Consider the following 18,187-nt stretch of genomic DNA (forward strand, 5'->3'; position numbering starts at 1 on the left):
CAGGGTGCGGCTAGGATCGACGGGAAATGACGCCGCCAGGCGAGACTCGCAAGGCGGCGACGGATCGAATGCGGAAGGCGCTTGGGCTCAGCAGCTCGCGTGACCGCACTGGCGCACGTCGGAAATGGTCTTGCGAATCGGGTCGACGCCCACAGCACCCGGGATGACCTCGTCGCCAATGATGAAGGCGGGGGTTCCCGAAAGCCCGAGCTTGTCGCCGAGGCCGACATTCTCGGACAGGGCGGCCTTCACTTCCGGACCCTGCGCATCCTTGAGCAGGCGGGTGACGTCGAGACCCATCTCCTTGCCAACGGCCAGCGCGCGTTCGCCGTTCACCCGGCCTTTGGATTCCAGGAGCTTGGTGTGGAATTCAAAGACCTTATCGCCCTTGAGCTGCTGCTTGGCGGCCAGGGCGATCTTGCTCGCTTCCAGCGACTCGGCACCGAGAACAGGAAAGTCCTTCAGGACGACGCGCAGCTTCGGGTCGCCCTTGATGAGAGCCTGGATGTCCGACAGCGCCTTGCGGCAATAGCCGCAATTGTAGTCGAAGAATTCGACCATCGTGACGTCGCCATTCGGGTTGCCCGCGACCACGCCATGGGGCGAATTGATCAGGGCCTCACGCGCCTCCTTGAGTGCGGCGGACTGCGCAAGCTTCTGCGTCTCCTGCTGCCGGCGCTCACCTTCCGCGATCGCCTCCTGCAGCACGTCGGGGTTCTTGACAAGGTAATCCTTGATGATGCCCTCGATCGCTTGGCGCTGAACGTCCGTGAACGCAGCGGCCGGAGTGGTTTGGCTCGGAGTGGTCTGCGCCGAGGCGACACCCAGGGTGCCGGCAAGAATCGTGGCGCAGAGCAGGGAACGGAAGAGGGGCATACGTCCTCGCGAAGCGGGACCGGTCAGACGTAGGCCGGCCATCGGGGGTCATCTCAATTCGACATGCGGTTAGCGGCCGGGTTAGGCGTTTTCGCGGCGGGCGGTCAATCGTGGAATGGCGGGTTTGTCCCAGGTCCTGCGCAGGGGCTATGACGGGGCGGATGACACAAGCTCCGATCCTCGCTCCGAAGTTCTCATCGCAGCGCGCAGCCCGCGTTGCGCCGTTCCTGGCCATGGACGTGATGTCGGCCGCCGCAGCGCGCGAGGCGCGCGGGGAGGGCGTCGTCCATATGGAGGTCGGCCAGCCCTCGGCACCGGCGCCCCGAGCCGTGATCGCGGCAGCGCAGGCTGCCCTTGCGAACGGCGCTTTGCCCTACACCCAGGCCCTGGGATTGCCCGCTCTGCGCGAGCGCATCGCGCGCCACTATACGGAGACCTATGGAGTCGCGGTATCACCGAGCCGCATCGTGGTGACCACCGGCTCGTCGGCGGGCTTCGTGCTGGCCTTCCTCGGGCTGTTCGATGCCGGCGCCCGCATCGCGGTGCCGCAGCCGGGCTATCCGGCCTATCGCAGCCTGCTGCATGCCCTTGACCTGGTCCCGGCGCCCCTGGTTCTGCAAGATGCCGACCGGTTCGCTCCGACCGGCTCCGCCCTGCGGGCGCTGCACGAACGCGAAGGACTGTCGGGCATCCTGGTGATGAGTCCGGCGAACCCATCCGGCACGGTGATCGAGCCCGAACGCCTCGCTGACCTTTGCGCCACGGCCCGGGCGCTGAACCTCCGATTCATCTCCGATGAGATCTATCATGGGCTCGCCTACGGCGTGCCGACGGAGACCGCCCTGCGCTACGATGACGAAGCGATCGTCATCAACTCGTTCTCGAAGACCTGGTGCATGACCGGATGGCGCATCGGCTGGATGGTGGTACCGGACTGGCTCGCCCGTCCCGTCGAGCGGCTCGCCCAGAACCTCTACATCTCACCGCCATACTTATCGCAGGTGGCTGCACTGGCTGCCTTCGACGCGGTTGAAGAGGTTGAAGCCGTGCGGGCGGGCTATGCCGCCAATCGAGCGCTGCTACTCGACGCCTTCCCGAGTCTCGGACTCGGGCGGACACATCCGGCCGACGGCGCCTTCTATCTCTATGCCGATGTCTCCAACCTGACCAACGACTCGGTCGCCTTCTGCCGGCGCATGCTCGACGAAGCGGGGGTTGCGGCGACCCCGGGCTTGGATTTCGACGCACAGGATGGGAGCCACCACGTCCGATTCTCCTTCGCCGGCTCCAACGCCGATTGCGTCGATGCGGTGCGACGCCTCAAGGCGTGGCTGCGCTGAAACGCAAAGCGGGGCAGGCTTCATGCCCACCCCGCTCCGTTCATACCGGTGTAACGGCGTTCACTCGCCCGTCAGGGCCGCCTTGGTGCGCGACCACCAGCCGGCACGCTTCGGACGATCCGGGTCCGAGGGCGGGGTGAGAACCACCGCCACCGGCTCAGGAGCAGGCCTCACCGGGACTGACGCCTGCTCGACGGAGACCTCCAGGGTATCGACAGGAGCGGCCACATTGCCCTGATCGCTCTCGGCTGCGATCGGCAATTCCAGCGCTAACGATCCCGAAGCTTCCGGCGTGGATGGGGCCGCGGCTTCGGACACCGCCTCGGCACTCACGGGCTCCTCGCCGCCGAGGAAGGCGGACGGCGCATCACTCGCACCTTCGTCTCCCTCGACCGAAGCAACCGGACGCTCACCGAAATCCGAGTTCGGAAGCTCCTTGTTAGCGAACTCCTGGGCATTGCCCTCGCCGTCCCGGGTACGGCCATCGCGGTCGCGACCACGACCCCCGCGACGACCCCGACGACGGCGGCGACCGCTGCCATCATCCTCACCAGCGGACGAAGCTTCGGCAGGCGACACGCTCTCGTCGGTCTCGGGCTGCGCAGCGATCTCCTCGGGCTCCTCGGTTTCACCCTCGTCGTCACCGTCTGTGGCAGCGCTCTCGCCACCAGCCTGATCGCCGGTCTCGTGGCGGCCACCACGACGCCGACGCCGACGCCGACGCCCACCACGGCCATCGCCGCTCTCGGAAGTCTTCTCGGGTGCTTCCTCGGTGGAGCTGCCGGTTTCGACCTCTTCGGCCTCAACCTCGACCTCGACAATCTCCTCCTCGATCTCCGGATCGAAATCTTCCTCGGGCTCCAGGGCGGAATTGATTGCCACCGCACGCACCCCGGTGACCGGCCCCTCGGCCCGCGTCGCAAGCTCACCCCGGTCGAGCTGGAAGGCGGAAGTGGCGGCCAGGCGCTCATCGGCGGCGATCGTCACCGAGACGCCGAAGCGGACTTCGAGCTCCCGCAGATGAGCTCGCTTCTGGTTCAGGATGTAGAGCGCCACCTCGGTGCGTGTCTTGAGGATGAGGTTATGGCTGGTGCTCTTGAGCAGCGACTCCTCGATCGCCCGCAGGATCTGCAGCGCCACCGAAGACGTGGCACGAACATAGCCCGAACCGCCGCAATGGGCGCAGGGGAGGGACGAGCTCTCGAGCATGCCGGTGCGGATGCGCTGACGGCTCATCTCCAGCAGACCGAAGGGCGAGATGCGACCGACCTGGATGCGGGCGCGATCGTTCTTCAAACACTCGTTGAGCTTCTTCTCGACAGCGCGGTTGTTGCGCTTCTCCTCCATGTCGATGAAGTCGATGACGACGAGGCCCGCGAGGTCGCGCAGGCGCAACTGGCGGGCGACCTCTTCGGCCGCCTCCAGATTGGTGCGCAGGGCAGTGTCCTCAATGTCGTGTTCGCGGGTCGAGCGACCCGAATTCACGTCGATGGAGACGAGGGCCTCGGTCGGATTGATGACGAGGTATCCGCCCGACTTGAGGGTCACATGGGTCGAGAACATCGCGTCGAGCTGCTGCTCGACCCCATAGCGCGCGAAAATCGGCGTCGGATCGCGATAGGGCTGAACGACCTTGGACTGACCCGGCATCAACATGCGCATGAAGTCGCGCGCCTCGCGGTAGGCCTCGTCGCCGGCCACCAGGATGTCGTCGATATCCTTGTTGTAGAGGTCGCGGATAGCGCGCTTGATCAGCGAGCCTTCCTCGTAGACCAACGCCGGTGCGGAGGAGGACAGCGTCAACTCGCGCACACTCTCCCACAGGCGCATCAGGTATTCGAAGTCACGCTTGATCTCCGGCTTGGTCCGGGAAGCGCCGGCCGTGCGCAGGATGACGCCCATGCCCTCCGGGACCTCCAGGTCCTGCGCGACTTCCTTGAGGCGCTTGCGGTCGGCCGCCGAGGTAATCTTGCGGGAGATGCCGCCACCACGACCGGTGTTGGGCATCAGCACGGAGTAGCGGCCAGCCAGCGAGAGGTAGGTGGTCAGCGCCGCGCCCTTGGTGCCGCGCTCCTCCTTGACGACCTGCACCAGGATGATCTGGCGGCGCTTGATCACCTCCTGGATCTTGTAGTGCCGGCGGTAAGTGCGCGGACGCTCAGGGATTTCAGCGAGAGCGTCGCCACCAACCTGCGCGATCTTCTGCGGACGCTCGCCGTCCTCGCCCTCGGACTCGTCGTCGTCCTCATCCTCGTCGGAATCGTCATCATCCTCGGACTCGTCGTCCGAATCGTCCTCTTCTTCGTCCTCGTCATCGTCCTCGTCGGAGTCGTCCTCGGATTCAGGCTCGACATGGAGGTTGGCGACAGAAGTCTCGCCTTCGAACGACCTAGTCTCCGAAGATTCAGCGTTCGAAGATTCAGCATCCGAGGGCTCCACTTGATGAGACTCGCGCTCAGAGGAACCAGATGCCGCGCCGTCACCCATCGGTGCGGCCTCGAGAGCCAGTTCGACGGCCGGGGCTATCGGCGCCTCGGCCGTAGCACCGACGAGGGCCTGATCCTCGGAGGCTTCCGATGAAAAGGCGGGTGTCTCGGGACTGCCGAGATCGGATTGCGGCAGGTCGGCCGAGGCATCGCCACGCGAAGCGATTTCCTGAGACCCATCGGTGAAGCCGCCCTCGAGGAGCGCGTCCGTTGCGCCGATCGCGGAATCGTTCTCGACGAACGCGGCGACATCCTCGGACGTCACCGTATCGGAGGTCCGAGCGCGCTTGGCGGACGTCCCATCGCGACGACCGCGCGAGCGGCGGCGAGGCTTACGCTCCTCGCGCTCGCGGTGCTCCTCGGCCTCGCGGGCTTCGTCTTCCAGCAACGCCTGCCGGTCGGCGAGTGGAATTTGGTAATAATCCGGGTGGATCTCGCTGAAGGCGAGAAAGCCGTGGCGATTGCCGCCGTACTCGATGAAGGCCGCCTGGAGCGAGGGCTCCACGCGCGTCACCTTGGCGAGATAGATGTTACCGCGAAGCTGGCGCCGATTGGCGGCCTCGAAGTCGAATTCCTCAACCCGTGACCCGTGGACCGTGACGACCCGAGTCTCCTCCGGGTGCATCGCGTCGATGAGCATCTTGTTGTTGTTGGCCATGACGAACTTTCGACATGGCGGTCGACGTCGTTCTCCTCGAACCGCTCGGTCCCGATGGTGCGCCGTTCGGTCCAGGCTCACTGGCCTGGCGGATCGGTGCACGTGACGACCCGGGGAAGGGGGTCGCGGAAGCTGTGGGGAAGGGATTGCCGTCAACCGCCGTTGGGCGCCGGATCTCGGCGCGCGTGGGGTTGATCCTGGCCAGGGTCGACGAGACGGCGGCGCCACGCGAAACGCGCAGGCGTTGAACACGAGCAACGGCAACCGATGCTGTGTGTCCGCTCATTCTCTCCCTGACCTCGCGAAGACTGTGTGGGCCCGTCCGAGGACAGGCGTGCATTCCAAGAACGGTGCGACGGCCGAAAAAGCCACCGAATGAACCGACTCCCACCCAGCCTCGCCATGCCGCATTGTCTGACGCGGGGAACCGACTGCGAAGGCTATCCAGCAAGAAGCCGGATCGCACCCGCGGGCCGCGGAGCAAACCGCACGGCGCCGGGAAGGGGACCGTATCATTACAGAGCGTCGCGACGTTTTGGCAAGGACCTTCCTGTTCCGGGTCGCGGTCTTCCGCTTGAATCGGTCCGTATCCTGGGCTCGGCCCCCGGCGTCCTGCCTGGATTCCCGTGTTGCGCGAGCCTGTCGCCGTGGAGACACAAGCTCCGCGGAAGTGGGGGCACCGCTTGAGGAACGGTTAACCATCCGGTCCGTATCTCGTAGAGGCTGCTTCATATCGCAGTTCGCTAACAGCATGCCCAACCGGGGCGTGCTTGTCCTCCCGAGGATGAATGCCGGAACGATGCAGAGACGCTTACGCCTTCTCCGCTCCGCCCTCGTCGCCCTCGTCTTTGCCGGCGCGATCCCGTTCGTCTGCCCGAGCGCGCAGGCTCAGGACAATGAAAAGTTGCGCGGGGCCAGCTCTCAGGCCGCCGTCGCCATCGCAGCAGATCTCTCCACCAGCAATGCGACGACGAAGCTGACCCTGACGCTCTCGAAAGCCATCGACGCCAAGGCCTTCGTGATGGAGCGTCCCGACCGGGCGGTGATCGATCTCGCGGAAGTGAACTTTCAACTGGGTCCGGAGACCGGACGAAAGCGCGAGGGCGTCGTCTCCTCCTTCCGCTACGGATTGTTCGCACCCGGCCGGTCGCGCATCGTGGTCGACCTTGCCCAGCCCGCCACGGTGGGCCGGATCGAAACGGTCACGCGGGCCCGCGACGGCGCCGTGCTGCTCAGCATCGACTTCCAGCGCAGCGATCGTGAGGGCTTTCGGCGTGCCGCCGTCTCAAGCGATCCCGCGCCCGCCCAGCGCAAAGCGGCGATCTTACCGGAGCCCACGGACGCGCGCCCGCTCATCATGGTCGATGCCGGCCATGGCGGAACCGATCCGGGGGCCATCGCGGCAACCGGCGTATTCGAGAAAGATATCGTTTTCGGCTTCGCCCAAGCCTTGGTGGCCCGACTCGAGTCCAGCGGACGCTACAGGGTGCGGATGACGCGGGACCGCGACGTCTTCGTTCCCCTCTCCGAACGCGTCCGCCTCGCCCGCGAGGCGAAGGCCGACCTCTTCGTTTCGATCCATGCGGATTCGATCTCATCGGCGCCTCAAGTGCGCGGCGCCACGATCTACACTGGCTCCGAGAAGGCTACCGACGCCGAATCAGCCAAGCTTGCCGAGCGCGAGAACCGTGCCGACGCGGCAGCGGGCACCGAATCGAACGAAGGCCCCGGCCACGTCGCAGATATCCTCCAGGAATTGACCCTGCGCGAAACCCGCACCTTCTCTTCGGGCTTCGCCAAGGGACTGATGACCCATCTCGGACCCGTGATGGAAATGAGCACGAAGCCGCACCGCGAGGCGGGATTCCAGGTCCTGCGCTCGCCGGATGTCCCATCGGTCCTGGTCGAACTCGGCTATCTCTCCAGCAAGCGCGATCTCGACCTTCTGCAATCGGAGGCTTGGCGCGCCGAGGTGACCGGAGGCATGGCCAAGGCCATCGATGCGTTCTTCGGAAGTCGGACCTCTCTGACGCGGCCGCAGCCGGCACGCCGGTCGGCGGCAATCGCCCCAGTTTCACCATAGAATACGTGTGAAACCGGGGCTCACAGCGCCCCGGTCACACCGACGCCGATCGTCTCGGCGGGATGGATCGCGGCGCTCATGAGCGAACGCCGCCGACATCGTGGCCTCGACCGTAAATCCGCGGCGGGACCCTTGCATTTCGGGATGGGACACGGTCCGAGGAAGCGCACGCCATGCTGGCGCGCGCTGACACGGCCGACCGGCGGCGGTGGATCATCGACGGACGGGACCCGGATGCGCTTCATCCTTCGTTTCTTCGGCTTCCTGTTCAGCGTCGGTGCGATGATCTTCGTGCTAGCCGCGGGCGCGGGAGCGTTCTTCTACTGGAAGTTCAGCCAGGACCTGCCCGACCACGCCGCGCTCGCCAATTACGAGCCGCCGGTGATGAGCCGCGTTCATGCGGCGGATGGTTCGTTGCTAGCGGAGTACGCCACGGAGCGCCGCCTCTACCTGCCGATCCAAGCGATGCCGAAAATCGTCGTCGCGGCCTTCCTGTCCGCTGAGGACAAGAACTTCTACAAGCATGGCGGCGTCGACCCCGAAGGGCTGGTGCGCGCAGCGCTGACGAACTTCAAGAGCGGCAAGAAGCAGGGTGCTTCGACCATCACCCAGCAGGTCGCCAAGAACTTCCTCCTGTCGCCGGAGCAGACCTTCGAGCGCAAGGCCAAGGAGGCGCTCATCGCCTTCCGGATCGAGGCGGCTTACTCGAAGGATAAGATCCTCGAACTCTATCTCAACGAAATCTTTCTCGGCACCATCGTGCCCGGCCGCAACCTGCACGGCGTCGCGGCGGCTGCGCTCGACTACTTCGGAAAGTCGGTGCACGAACTGACGATCAACGAAGCGGCTTACCTGGCCGCGCTGCCGAAGGGGCCGAACAACTATCACCCCTATCGCCAGACCCAGAAGGCGCTGGACCGGCGCAACGAGATTATCGGGCTGATGGCCCAGAACGGGTACATCACCAAGGAGGAGGCCGAAGCCGCCCGCAAGATGCCACTCGGCGTCAACCCGCGCGTCGCCTTCGCCAATGCCGCCAACGCCAACTACTTCACCGAGGAGGTGCGCCGCGAGATCGCCGAGCGCTACGGTGAGAAGAAGCTCTACGAGGGTGGTCTCTCCGTGCGCGCCACGCTCGATCCGAAGATGCAGGCCTGGGCACGCAAGTCACTCGTGGACGGCCTGATCCGTTACGACCAGTCGCATGGCTGGCGCGGCGCGCAGGCCAAGGTCGATCTCGTGGGTCGTGACTGGGGCCTCGCCGTCGCAGAGGTTCCGGGTCTCGGCGACGTGCAGCCCTGGCGCCTCGCTGTGGTGTTGAGCACCACCGGGGGAGCCGCACAGATCGGACTCCAGCCGCGCCGTGAAGCTTCGGGCCACGTCTCGAAGGATCGCGAGACCGGCACGATCACGGCAGAGGGCACCCGCTGGACCGGGCGCTCGCCCGCTGCGGCTCTGAACGCGGGCGACGTCGTCTACGTCGAGGCGACCGATACCAGCCGTAACCAGTACCGCCTGCGTCAGCGTCCCGAGGTCTCGGGCGCCATCGTGGCGATGGACCCCTATACCGGTCGCGTCCACGCGATGGTCGGCGGCTTCTCCTATGACGAGAGCCAGTTCAACCGCGCCACCCAGGCGATGCGTCAGCCCGGCTCGTCGTTCAAGCCGATCGTCTACTCGGCTGCGCTGGACAACGGCTATACCCCGTCCTCCATCGTGCAGGACTCTCCGATCACCATCGAGGCGGGCCCCGGCCAGGAAGCCTGGACACCGTCGAACTACGACGGCAAGTCCGGCGGGCCGCACACCCTGCGCTATGGTATCGAGCACTCGAAGAATCTGATGACGGTGCGGCTGGCCAAGGATGTCGGCATGCCGCTCATCGCCGAGTACGCCCGCCGCTTCGGTGTCTACGACGACATGCTACCCGTGCTGCCGATGGCTCTGGGTGCCGGCGAGACCACCGTCATGCGCATGGTCACCGCCTACTCGATGCTCGCCAATGGCGGGCGGCGCATCCGCCCGACCCTGATCGATCGCATCCAGGATCGCGTCGGCGAAACCATCTACAAGCACGACAACCGCAAGTGCCTGGGCTGCGACGCGGATAAATGGTCGGGCCAGGACGAACCCAAGCTCGTCGACGATTCCGAGCAGGTGCTCGATCCGCTGACCGCCTATCAGATGGTTTCGATCATGGAAGGCGTTGTCCAGCGCGGCACCGCCACCATCCTGAAGCAGATCGGCAAACCGCTTGCCGGCAAGACCGGGACGACGAACGACGCCAAGGATGCCTGGTTCGTGGGATTCTCACCTGACCTCGCGGTGGGCGTCTATATCGGCTTCGACAAGCCGCGCTCGCTGGGCGATCGGGCCACCGGCGGCGGCCTCGCGGCTCCCATCGCCCTCGACTTCCTCAAACTGGCCCTCAAGGATAAACCGCCGACGCCGTTTCGCGTGCCCCCGGGCATCAAGCTGATCCGCGTCTCCGCCTCATCCGGAATGCGTGCCGGCTCGGGTGAAGGCGGTGGCACGATCCTCGAGGCGTTCAAGCCCGGAACCGCGCCTCCGGACGCCTACGTCGCTGCACCGGCCCAGCAGTCCAGCGGTCCGGCAGCGGTGCCGCCGGATGCCGACCGCGCCGCTCAGGCCGGTGGCCTTTACTAAAGGCCCCCTCATGCGGAACAGAGCCCCGGAGCTGTCTCCCGGGCTCTCGCCGTTTCAGCCGGACTTCCGTGCCAAAGCGAGATCCGCAAGTTTCTCGATGTTGAACCCGGTCTGCGGGACGTCGATCATGAAGCGCTCCGCGATCTCTGCGACCACGAAGTCCGGCTTCGTTCGGGCGACGTAGCCCCAATCGATGCTGGTGGACCACAGAACATGGACCTCGCGAAACGTATCGGCGAGCATCGGTGTCAGGCTTGCCGTGTGTGGCGTAACCGTATGATGCCCATAAGAATCGGCGAACAGCACCAAACGGCGTGGATCAGCCTGCGGTGAGTCATTCCGGAAGATGACGTGGGCACCGATATGCGCATCGCGGCCGCGTCCCTGGGACTCCAAGGTAGTCACGAGGCTGTTGGCGTAGATGCGGCGTGCTGCGCTGTCGAACAGGCACGGCTCCGCCATCTCTGTGCGGACGGGATCGAACTTCAGTCCGAGATCGCCCGCATAAGCCCCAGCCGAGCCGATACGGCGCCGCGCGATATCCTCGCGGGGCCGGAGGCCGAGATGGCGGCAGATCTCCCCATAGGCGAGGAGATATCCCGAGAAGCTCCAGTGGCTGTCGGTACGACGATAGAGCGGGATTTCAGCGGCGCGGGCGCGGAACGGACGAACGAGATCGATCCAATGGCGCCGCGCGGATGAGAAGCGCAGCCAGCGCTCCATTCGAAGGACCGGGGCCCGGTCTGGATCGAAGGGGAGTCCATTGCAGGTCTGCGGGTAGATCGCGAGCTTCTCCGGTGCCACCACATGGGCATAGCGAGTGCCGAGTTCCACGCAACGCCGGACCCGTGTTTCGAGCATTCGGCGCCAGCGCCAGAGCTTCGCGCGTGGAAAACCGGGGTCGGCGTACTGGTCGAGCACGGCATTGCTACCGCCGGTGAGGAAGAGCCAGCCATCCCGCCCGACATGCACGTCGGAGTGGCCTAGCCGCTTTGGCCCCGATACGGCGGACACAGGCGCGATGGAGATACCCTCGGTCATCGCGCCCTTGTATCGGCCGTGCAGCGACGGTGCACCCTTTTGGATCATCCGTATCCCCAGGCTGGGTCAGAACCCGGCGCGGACGCCACCGAAGATGCTGCGCCCCACGCCCGGGTAGAACGCCACCGGGCCACCCGCGACGGTCCGGGCATTCGTGACGACCGAGATGTCCGAGATGTAGCGGGCGTCGGTCAGATTGCGGGCATCGACGAATAGCGAGACTCCGTTCTGAAAATCGATTCCGGCACCGATGTTCAACAGTGCGTAGCCCGGCACCTTCAGGGTATTGGCGTGGTCGGCGAAGGCCCCCTGCGGAACCCAGTCGACCGAGGGGCTGATGTGAAAGCCTTGCCGGTTCCGGTAGGTGAGCACCGTCCGCAACACGTCGCGCGGAATGCCGGCGATCTGGTTGTTGGAGAAGACCGGATCGGCGATGAAGCGGAAGTCGTTGTGGGTCCAGACCTGCGCAACGACGAGCCCATCACCGGGAGCGATCAGGTCGCGCGCCACATCGAGAGACACCGCGGCCTCCACGCCCTGGTGCCGGGTGCGTGGCGCGTTGAAGGTCGCAGCGGGGATGCCGAGGCCGGGATTGATCGAGAAGTTGATGAGTTCGTCGCGGACCTCGGAGCGATAGAGGGTCAGGTCCCAGAACAACCGATCGATCCGGCCGCGCGTCCCCGCCTCGTACGTCACCGCGTTCTGTGCACGCAGAGGCACGAAGGTGGTGTTGAGCGAATTCTGCTGCACGAGGTCGGAGAAATCGGGCACATCGCGCGATCCCGTGATGTCGCCGAAGACCTGAATGTCGGGCAGCGGCTGCCACAGCAGTCCCACCTTCGGGTTGATGCCGGAATAGGTCTCGTTGGCCGAGGATGGAACGGCATTGCCACCCGTGAACCCGCCCTTGTTGCTGTAGGTGCGATTCGACGAGAAGGCCTTGGCCCCCGCCATCAACGCCACGTCCGGCAGGAACCAGAAGCGATTTTCGCCGTAGGCCTCGTAATTCGAGGCACTCTGGAGCGAGCGCAGCGTCTGGGCGCCACGCTGACCCGCGATGTTGACGAACTGCAGGGCCGAGTTCTGGCCGGCGAAAGCACGCAGGCCCAGGATCAGGTCGTTGCGATAGCCGGCGACGTCGAAGGTACCGGACCAATGCGGGGCGATCCCATAGGTCCAGCCGTCCTGGTCGATCACCTGAAAGATCGGGTGATACAGCGATTTGTGGATCGCCCACGTGTCGATATCAAGCTTGCCGACATTAAGCAGGAACGAGGTGCGATTGGCGATCCGCTCGGTCTCGACCTTGCGCGACTGGTTGCCGGTGATCGCCGAGGGGTTGGCCAGCGTCGGATTGTTGAGGGCGTTGAAGAGACTGAGCGTACCGGGGAGCTTCTGATCGGTCAGGTAGACGCCAGCATAGAAGCGCGTCTCGATCCCCGGGGCCAATTGGTAGCCGAGGTTGGCGTTGAAGTTCTGGGTCCGTTGGGTCTCGTGGTCCCGGTAGCCATCGGAATTCGTAATCGTCCCGTTGATCAGCACATCGACCGGCCCGGAGATGCGGGAAACCTGGACGTTCTCGCGGATCGTGTTGAACGCGCCGCCATCGATCCGCAGGATGTTGGGCGCGAAGGCGGTCTGGGCCGTCGGCGTCACGACGTTGATGGCGCCGCCAAGTGTCGTTGCCCCAAAGGTCAGGGCGTTGCCGCCCTTGTAGACCTCGATCGAGCGGAGGCCGAGAGGATCGATCTGGTAGAAGTCGCCGCTGCCGTCGGCGAGGTTGAGCGGAATGCCGTCCTGCAACAGCTCGAGACCACGGAGGTGGAAACCCCGCGCGATGCCGGAGCCACGCACCGACAACCTGAGTTCCTGGCCATAGCGCTCCTGCACGTAGACGCCCGGTACGTCCTTGAGGGTGTCGCGCAGGGTGTTGGCGTAGCGGTCCTGGAAATCCTTGGCATCCACGAAAGCGACGGACCCGATCGTGGCACTCACGGCCACGCGTTGGGCCGCGACGCTGGGAACCGTCAGGGAACCCGCTGAGGCACCCTCAATGCTGAGCTCGGAGAGTGTTGCGGCGCCCGTTTCTTCGGCGCGAGAGGGCGTCCCGGCGAGGCAGAGAGTCAGAAGTGAGACGCCGCCTAGGAGGGCACCAACGGAAAATCTGGGGCGGCAGGGCAGGGGACCGGACATCGGTGAGGCTCCGGATCATGGGCCCACACTTCGCAATGGCGCGAAGGGGCCTGCATGATCCCGGTGAGGGGTGAGGACGGGAGAGCGAACGCCGCACGACGGATCGCGCAGTGGAGACTCGAACGGGAAGGCTGCAATGGGGATCACCGCCCGCACCGCCCCACGCGGGAGCGACGGGATCAGGTCGGCCCCGTTGCCCCGCATGCGAGGGGAGCGGCGTCAGTGGTCGTGCGGACCCGGCGCAGATGGCGCGGCTGCGGGCGCGCCCGGCTTCATCGCACCGATCGGCGCCACGCTGAAGCTGACCGGAACGGTGCCGGCCTTCTCGAAGCGGAGCGTTCCCTGAATCGCCTCGCCGGCTTTCGGCGCCCCCGTGAGGTCCTCGAACATCAGGTGGAATCCGCCGGGCTTCAGTTCCACCGTCTCACCGGGCTTGATGACCAGGCCGCCCTCAACCGGGGCCATGCGCATCACGCCCCCCTCCATGCTCATGGAGTGGATTGAAGCGCGTCCAGCCAATGGAATTGCTGCGCCGATCAGGCGGTCCGCCTGCGTGCCCGTGTTGGTGACGCGGACGTAGCCGCCAGCGACCTTGGCGCTGCCGGGTGTCGCGCGCATCCACGGCGTTTCGATGCTGAGATCCCCGGCCTTGAGGCTCGCCGCTTCGGCCTTGCCGGAACTCGCCGTGGAGTGATCAGAACTGGCAGACGCTGACGCGGCGGCGACGATCCGCACGCCGGGTGCCGGGGATTTCAATGCATGCGCGTCCTGGCCCGCTGCCGGGATCTCGGTCCAGCGATACTGCCCTGTGGCGCAATCCTGTTCGATGGGAAAGTAGACAGTGCTGCCGGGCGCGTAAGCATCGCTGACCCGCGCCAGGAAGATGAATTCATCGACCTGATCGTCTGGAAGGCTACCACCGGTCCAAGTGATGGTCTTCACCCCCTCGCGGATGTCACCGTGATAGTACGGATAGGCGCGGGCGTAGGCTCCCTTCTCGGTGCTCAGGGTCCAGCCGGGCTTCGGCATCGGCTTGGCGCCGATAATGCCCTCCGGAATCGTAACGCTGACGCGGTTGGTCGGCTGCCCGTCACAACCGTGCGTGATCTGCACAACACCACGATAGCTGGCATTCGGGCTCGCCTCTTTGCGCTCCAGGGTGGCGTGGGCCAGCGCGGCGGTCGTCGAAAGCGTGAGGACGAGGCCCGCGATGAATTGGGCTCGGGGAAGTCTGTACATGCGGATGGTCCGTGTCTGAGGGGATCGCAGAGAACTGATCACATCAGACGAAGGGGGGACCTCTCGGATGGGGAATTGAGCCGGGCGGCCCGCGCGCGGAGGCTGAAGATTCGCGCTGCCAGGCATGTCTGCACACGACCGGCGTCGGCCATATGATCGAGCGAGGCATGATCTCGGGCAGAGCGGCGTGCAGCATCGACCCGGCGACGGTGCAGCAGGGTAGATGATGCGCGTGAGCGCCGTTGGGCGTTCCCGAATCTAGGTCATCCGTTTGACCGAGACAGAGAAGACCATGTGAAGCCGCCGACGGAAGCGGAACCAGACCGCTCAGGACTGCGTGCAGGACAAACGCGTAGAGTGCGATCACTGCAGTGATCGCACGCAAAGGGCCCCAATTCCCGTGGCCGAGCTGTTTTGCCGGGAGCTTCATCGTGATCCCGCTTACGCCATTGGCTATCGTTGCGCTATGCCGGTTGCACAGCGGACCACGGTGCTGTGGCACACAGGTCGCAGTCACGAGGATGTAGGCGGGGATCGCGGGGATAAACCGGACCATGCCACAATGTGGCCGGGTCCCCATGAGTTCTTAACGCAACCCCGACACGTTCGCGACAGGGGCGTTCAGAACCTCGGCGCGTCGCGCCGAGATCGACAACACCGCATGTCGCTTCGTCAATCAGATCAGAGTTTCCGTCCGATGCTGAAACAGGCTTTCCACACCCGCGCGTTCGGCTTCACACTGCTCGCGTCGGCGGCCCTTGTCGGGCAATCGGCGACGGCGCGTGAAGCGGGCGGCTTCGCACAAGCCGAGTGGGCGCAGGACTATGCCTCGCCTGCCACCATGCAGGTGCAGCGTTCGTCGACGCCGATCCTGTCGCCGCAGACCGTCGCGGCCACCGAGCAGATGATCGAACGCTACCGCGACATCGTCAATCGGGGTGGCTGGAAATCGGTCTCGGGCGCCGATCGCCTGCGCGTCGGCGCGAAGGGTCCGGCGGTGGCGGCCCTGCGTCAGCGCCTGATCATCACCGGCGACCTCGACCCGGCCTCCGGCGGCTCAGGGGTGTACGATTCCTACGTGGCGGCCGGCGTGAAGCGCTTCCAGGCGCGGCATGGCCTGAGCCAGACCGGCGCCATGAGCCAGACCACCCAGGCGGCCATGAATGTCCCGGCCGATGTTCGCCTTCACCAGCTCGAAATCAACGTGGTGCGGCTGCGCTCTTATGCCGGCAACCTCGGCAACCGCTTCGTCATCACCAACATCCCCGCCGCCCTGGTGCAGACGGTGGAGAACGGACAGGTCGTGACCCTGCACGCCGCCGGTGTCGGCAAGATTGACCGCCAGTCGCCGATCATGAACACCAAGGCGACGCAGATCAATTTCAACCCCTTCTGGACGGTCCCGGCTTCCATCGTGAAGAAGGACCTCATCCCCAAGATGCAGAAGGACCCGACCTATCTCACCGAGAACAAGATCCGCATCTTCGCAGGAGAGAATGAGATCTCCCCGGCCTCGGTGAACTGGAACTCGGACGAGGGCACCCGCTACCGTTATCGCCAGGATTCAGGGGCCGACTTCAATTCGATGGGCATCGTGCGCATCAACATCCCGAATCCCTACGGCGTGTTCATGCACGACACGAACTCGAAGGGCGTCTACGGCGACGACTTCCGATTCATCTCTTCGGGCTGCGTCCGCGTCCAGAACGTGCGCGAATACATCACCTGGTTGCTCAAGGACACGCCCGGCTGGGGCCGAGATCAGGTCGAGCAGGCGATCGAGAGCGGCAAGCGCGTCGACGCCACGCTGGCGAGCCCGGTGCCGGTCTACTGGACCTACATCACCGCCTGGTCGACCCCGGACGGCCTCGTTCAGTTCCGTGACGACATTTACAAGCGCGACGGCGGGAACGTGCCCTCGACCCTCTCCGCCCCGACCCCCGTTGCCAGTGCGGAGCCGGTCCAGAGTTTCGAGCCGGGCGACGAGGAGAATTAAGCCTCACGTCCGACCGCACCGGTCTCCAAAATCTCAGGCCCGCGCTTCACAGCGTGGGCCTTTTGCATGGCGGATGCGACGCCACGACACGGGCTCTTAATACCTCGACTCCGCGCCCCGCGCTCTGTGCTGAATTTTTTTAGTGAGACGCAAAAAAATGCCTGTGCTTGGCCTTGGAACCGGTCGCGTGTAGTAATCCAGCCTTCGAACGCCCGCCCGCCCAACGCCAGCGGATTACGGGTGCGTCCGCCCGTTCAACAATCGAGGCTTTCCATGAGCGCCGGTACTGCTGCCGACAAGCACTTCTCCAACTCGTTCTTCGCTGCTCCTCTCGCGGACGCGGATCCGGAGATCGCGCAGGCGGTGGCCCAAGAACTCGGCCGCCAGCAGCACGAGATCGAGCTGATCGCCTCGGAGAACATCGTTTCTCGCGCCGTCCTGGAAGCGCAGGGCTCGGTGCTGACCAACAAGTACGCCGAGGGCTACCCGGGCCGCCGCTATTACGGCGGCTGCCAGTTCGTCGACATCGCCGAGAACTTGGCCATCGACCGGGCCAAGCGCCTGTTCAATTGCGGCTTCGCCAACGTGCAGCCGAATTCCGGCAGCCAGGCGAACCAGGGCGTGTTCCTGGCCCTGATGCAGCCGGGCGACACCTTCCTGGGTCTCGACCTCGCTGCCGGCGGCCATCTCACCCACGGCGCCCCCCCGAACGTTTCGGGCAAGTGGTTCAAGCCGGTCTCCTACACCGTGCGCCGGGACGACCAGCGCATCGACATGGAGCAGGTCGAGGCCCTTGCGCATGAGCACAAGCCCAAGGTGATCATCGCCGGTGGCTCGGGCTACCCGCGTCATTGGGACTTCGCCAAGTTCCGTGAGATCGCCGACGCCGTCGGTGCCTACTTCTTCGTCGACGCCGCGCACTTCGCGGGTCTGATCGCGGCAGGCGTCCATCCGTCGCCGTTCCCGCATGCCCATGTCGTCACCACGACGACCCACAAGACCCTTCGCGGACCGCGCGGTGGCATGATCCTGACGAACGACGAGGCGCTCGCCAAGAAGTTCAATTCGGCGATCTTCCCCGGTATCCAGGGCGGCCCGCTGATGCATGTCATCGCGGGCAAGGCGGTCGCCTTCGGCGAGGCTCTCAAGCCCGAGTTCAAGATCTACGCCAAGCAGGTGATCGAGAACGCCAAGGCTCTGGCCGACACGCTCATGTCGAGCGGCTACAACATCACCTCGGGCGGCACCGACAACCACCTGATGCTGGTCGACCTCACCAGCAAGGGCTTGACCGGCAAGGCGGCGGAAGCCGCTCTCAGCCGCGCCGACATCACCTGCAACAAGAACGGTGTGCCCTTCGACACGCAGAAGCCCACCATTACGTCGGGTATCCGCCTCGGCACCCCGGCCGGCACCTCGCGCGGCTTTGGCGTCGCCGAATTCAAGCAGATCGGTGGTCTCATCGTCGAGGTGCTCGATGGCCTGGTGGCCAAGGGCGACGAGGGTGATTCGGCCGTCGAGGCAAGCGTGAAGCAGCGTGTGCACGCGCTGACCGATCGGTTCCCGATCTACGGCTGAGGCGCAACGCCCCGACGAGGGGCGCTTGAA

Annotated in this window: 10 protein-coding genes; 5 read left to right on the top strand and 5 right to left on the bottom strand. The window is 65.3% G+C overall.

The annotated features are described in order from the left end of the window. Positions 1 to 87 precede the first annotated feature (87 nt). Positions 88 to 876, bottom strand: a complete 789-nt coding sequence (locus ASF57_RS08795; RefSeq protein ID WP_056482069.1) for a DsbA family protein — start codon at positions 874 to 876, stop codon at positions 88 to 90. Between the two features lie 161 nt (positions 877 to 1,037). On the opposite strand from ASF57_RS08795, the gene ASF57_RS08800 reads away from it, so the two are divergent. Further along, entirely contained in the window at positions 1,038 to 2,216 is a 1,179-nt protein-coding gene (locus tag ASF57_RS08800; RefSeq protein WP_056482765.1) for an aminotransferase class I/II-fold pyridoxal phosphate-dependent enzyme, read from the top strand. 60 nt (positions 2,217 to 2,276) lie between these two features. Here ASF57_RS08800 and ASF57_RS08805 read toward each other — a convergent pair whose 3' ends face one another. Continuing rightward, the gene (locus ASF57_RS08805; RefSeq protein ID WP_056482071.1) at positions 2,277 to 5,360 is read right to left on the bottom strand and encodes a ribonuclease E/G; all 3,084 of its coding nucleotides are present in this window, start codon (positions 5,358 to 5,360) and stop codon (positions 2,277 to 2,279) included. A gap of 799 nt (positions 5,361 to 6,159) precedes the next feature. On the opposite strand from ASF57_RS08805, the gene ASF57_RS08810 reads away from it, so the two are divergent. Further along, the gene (locus ASF57_RS08810) at positions 6,160 to 7,443 is read left to right on the top strand and encodes an N-acetylmuramoyl-L-alanine amidase (protein WP_056184251.1); all 1,284 of its coding nucleotides are present in this window, start codon (positions 6,160 to 6,162) and stop codon (positions 7,441 to 7,443) included. 234 nt (positions 7,444 to 7,677) lie between these two features. Then, positions 7,678 to 10,110: a penicillin-binding protein 1A gene (locus ASF57_RS08815; RefSeq protein ID WP_056184248.1), complete on the top strand. Its 2,433-nt coding sequence runs from the start codon at positions 7,678 to 7,680 to the stop codon at positions 10,108 to 10,110. A gap of 54 nt (positions 10,111 to 10,164) precedes the next feature. Here the strand turns inward: ASF57_RS08815 and ASF57_RS08820 are convergent, their stop codons facing one another. The 3 genes from ASF57_RS08820 to ASF57_RS08830 form a co-directional block, all read right to left on the bottom strand. Further along, a complete protein-coding gene (locus ASF57_RS08820) occupies positions 10,165 to 11,151 on the bottom strand; it encodes a hypothetical protein (RefSeq protein WP_082503830.1) in 987 nt (328 codons plus the stop codon). 66 nt (positions 11,152 to 11,217) lie between these two features. Continuing rightward, positions 11,218 to 13,344, bottom strand: coding sequence for a TonB-dependent receptor (locus tag ASF57_RS08825; protein ID WP_056482073.1), 2,127 nt, complete (start codon positions 13,342 to 13,344; stop codon positions 11,218 to 11,220). Positions 13,345 to 13,563: 219 nt separating this feature from the next. Then, on the bottom strand, positions 13,564 to 14,583 hold the full coding sequence (locus ASF57_RS08830) for a DUF1775 domain-containing protein (RefSeq protein ID WP_056482076.1): 1,020 nt from the start codon (positions 14,581 to 14,583) through the stop codon (positions 13,564 to 13,566). 697 nt (positions 14,584 to 15,280) lie between these two features. Between ASF57_RS08830 and ASF57_RS08835 the strand changes: the two genes are divergently transcribed. Further along, positions 15,281 to 16,579 carry a L,D-transpeptidase family protein gene (locus tag ASF57_RS08835; RefSeq protein ID WP_056482079.1) on the top strand — a complete coding sequence of 433 codons (1,299 nt, stop codon included), beginning with the start codon at positions 15,281 to 15,283 and terminating at the stop codon, positions 16,577 to 16,579. A gap of 273 nt (positions 16,580 to 16,852) precedes the next feature. Further along, entirely contained in the window at positions 16,853 to 18,157 is a 1,305-nt protein-coding gene (gene glyA, locus ASF57_RS08840; protein WP_056184242.1) for a serine hydroxymethyltransferase, read from the top strand. Positions 18,158 to 18,187: the final 30 nt, after the last annotated feature.

Source organism: Methylobacterium sp. Leaf117 (genome assembly GCF_001422985.1).
In the GTDB taxonomy this organism is placed as follows: Bacteria; Pseudomonadota; Alphaproteobacteria; order Rhizobiales; family Beijerinckiaceae; genus Methylobacterium.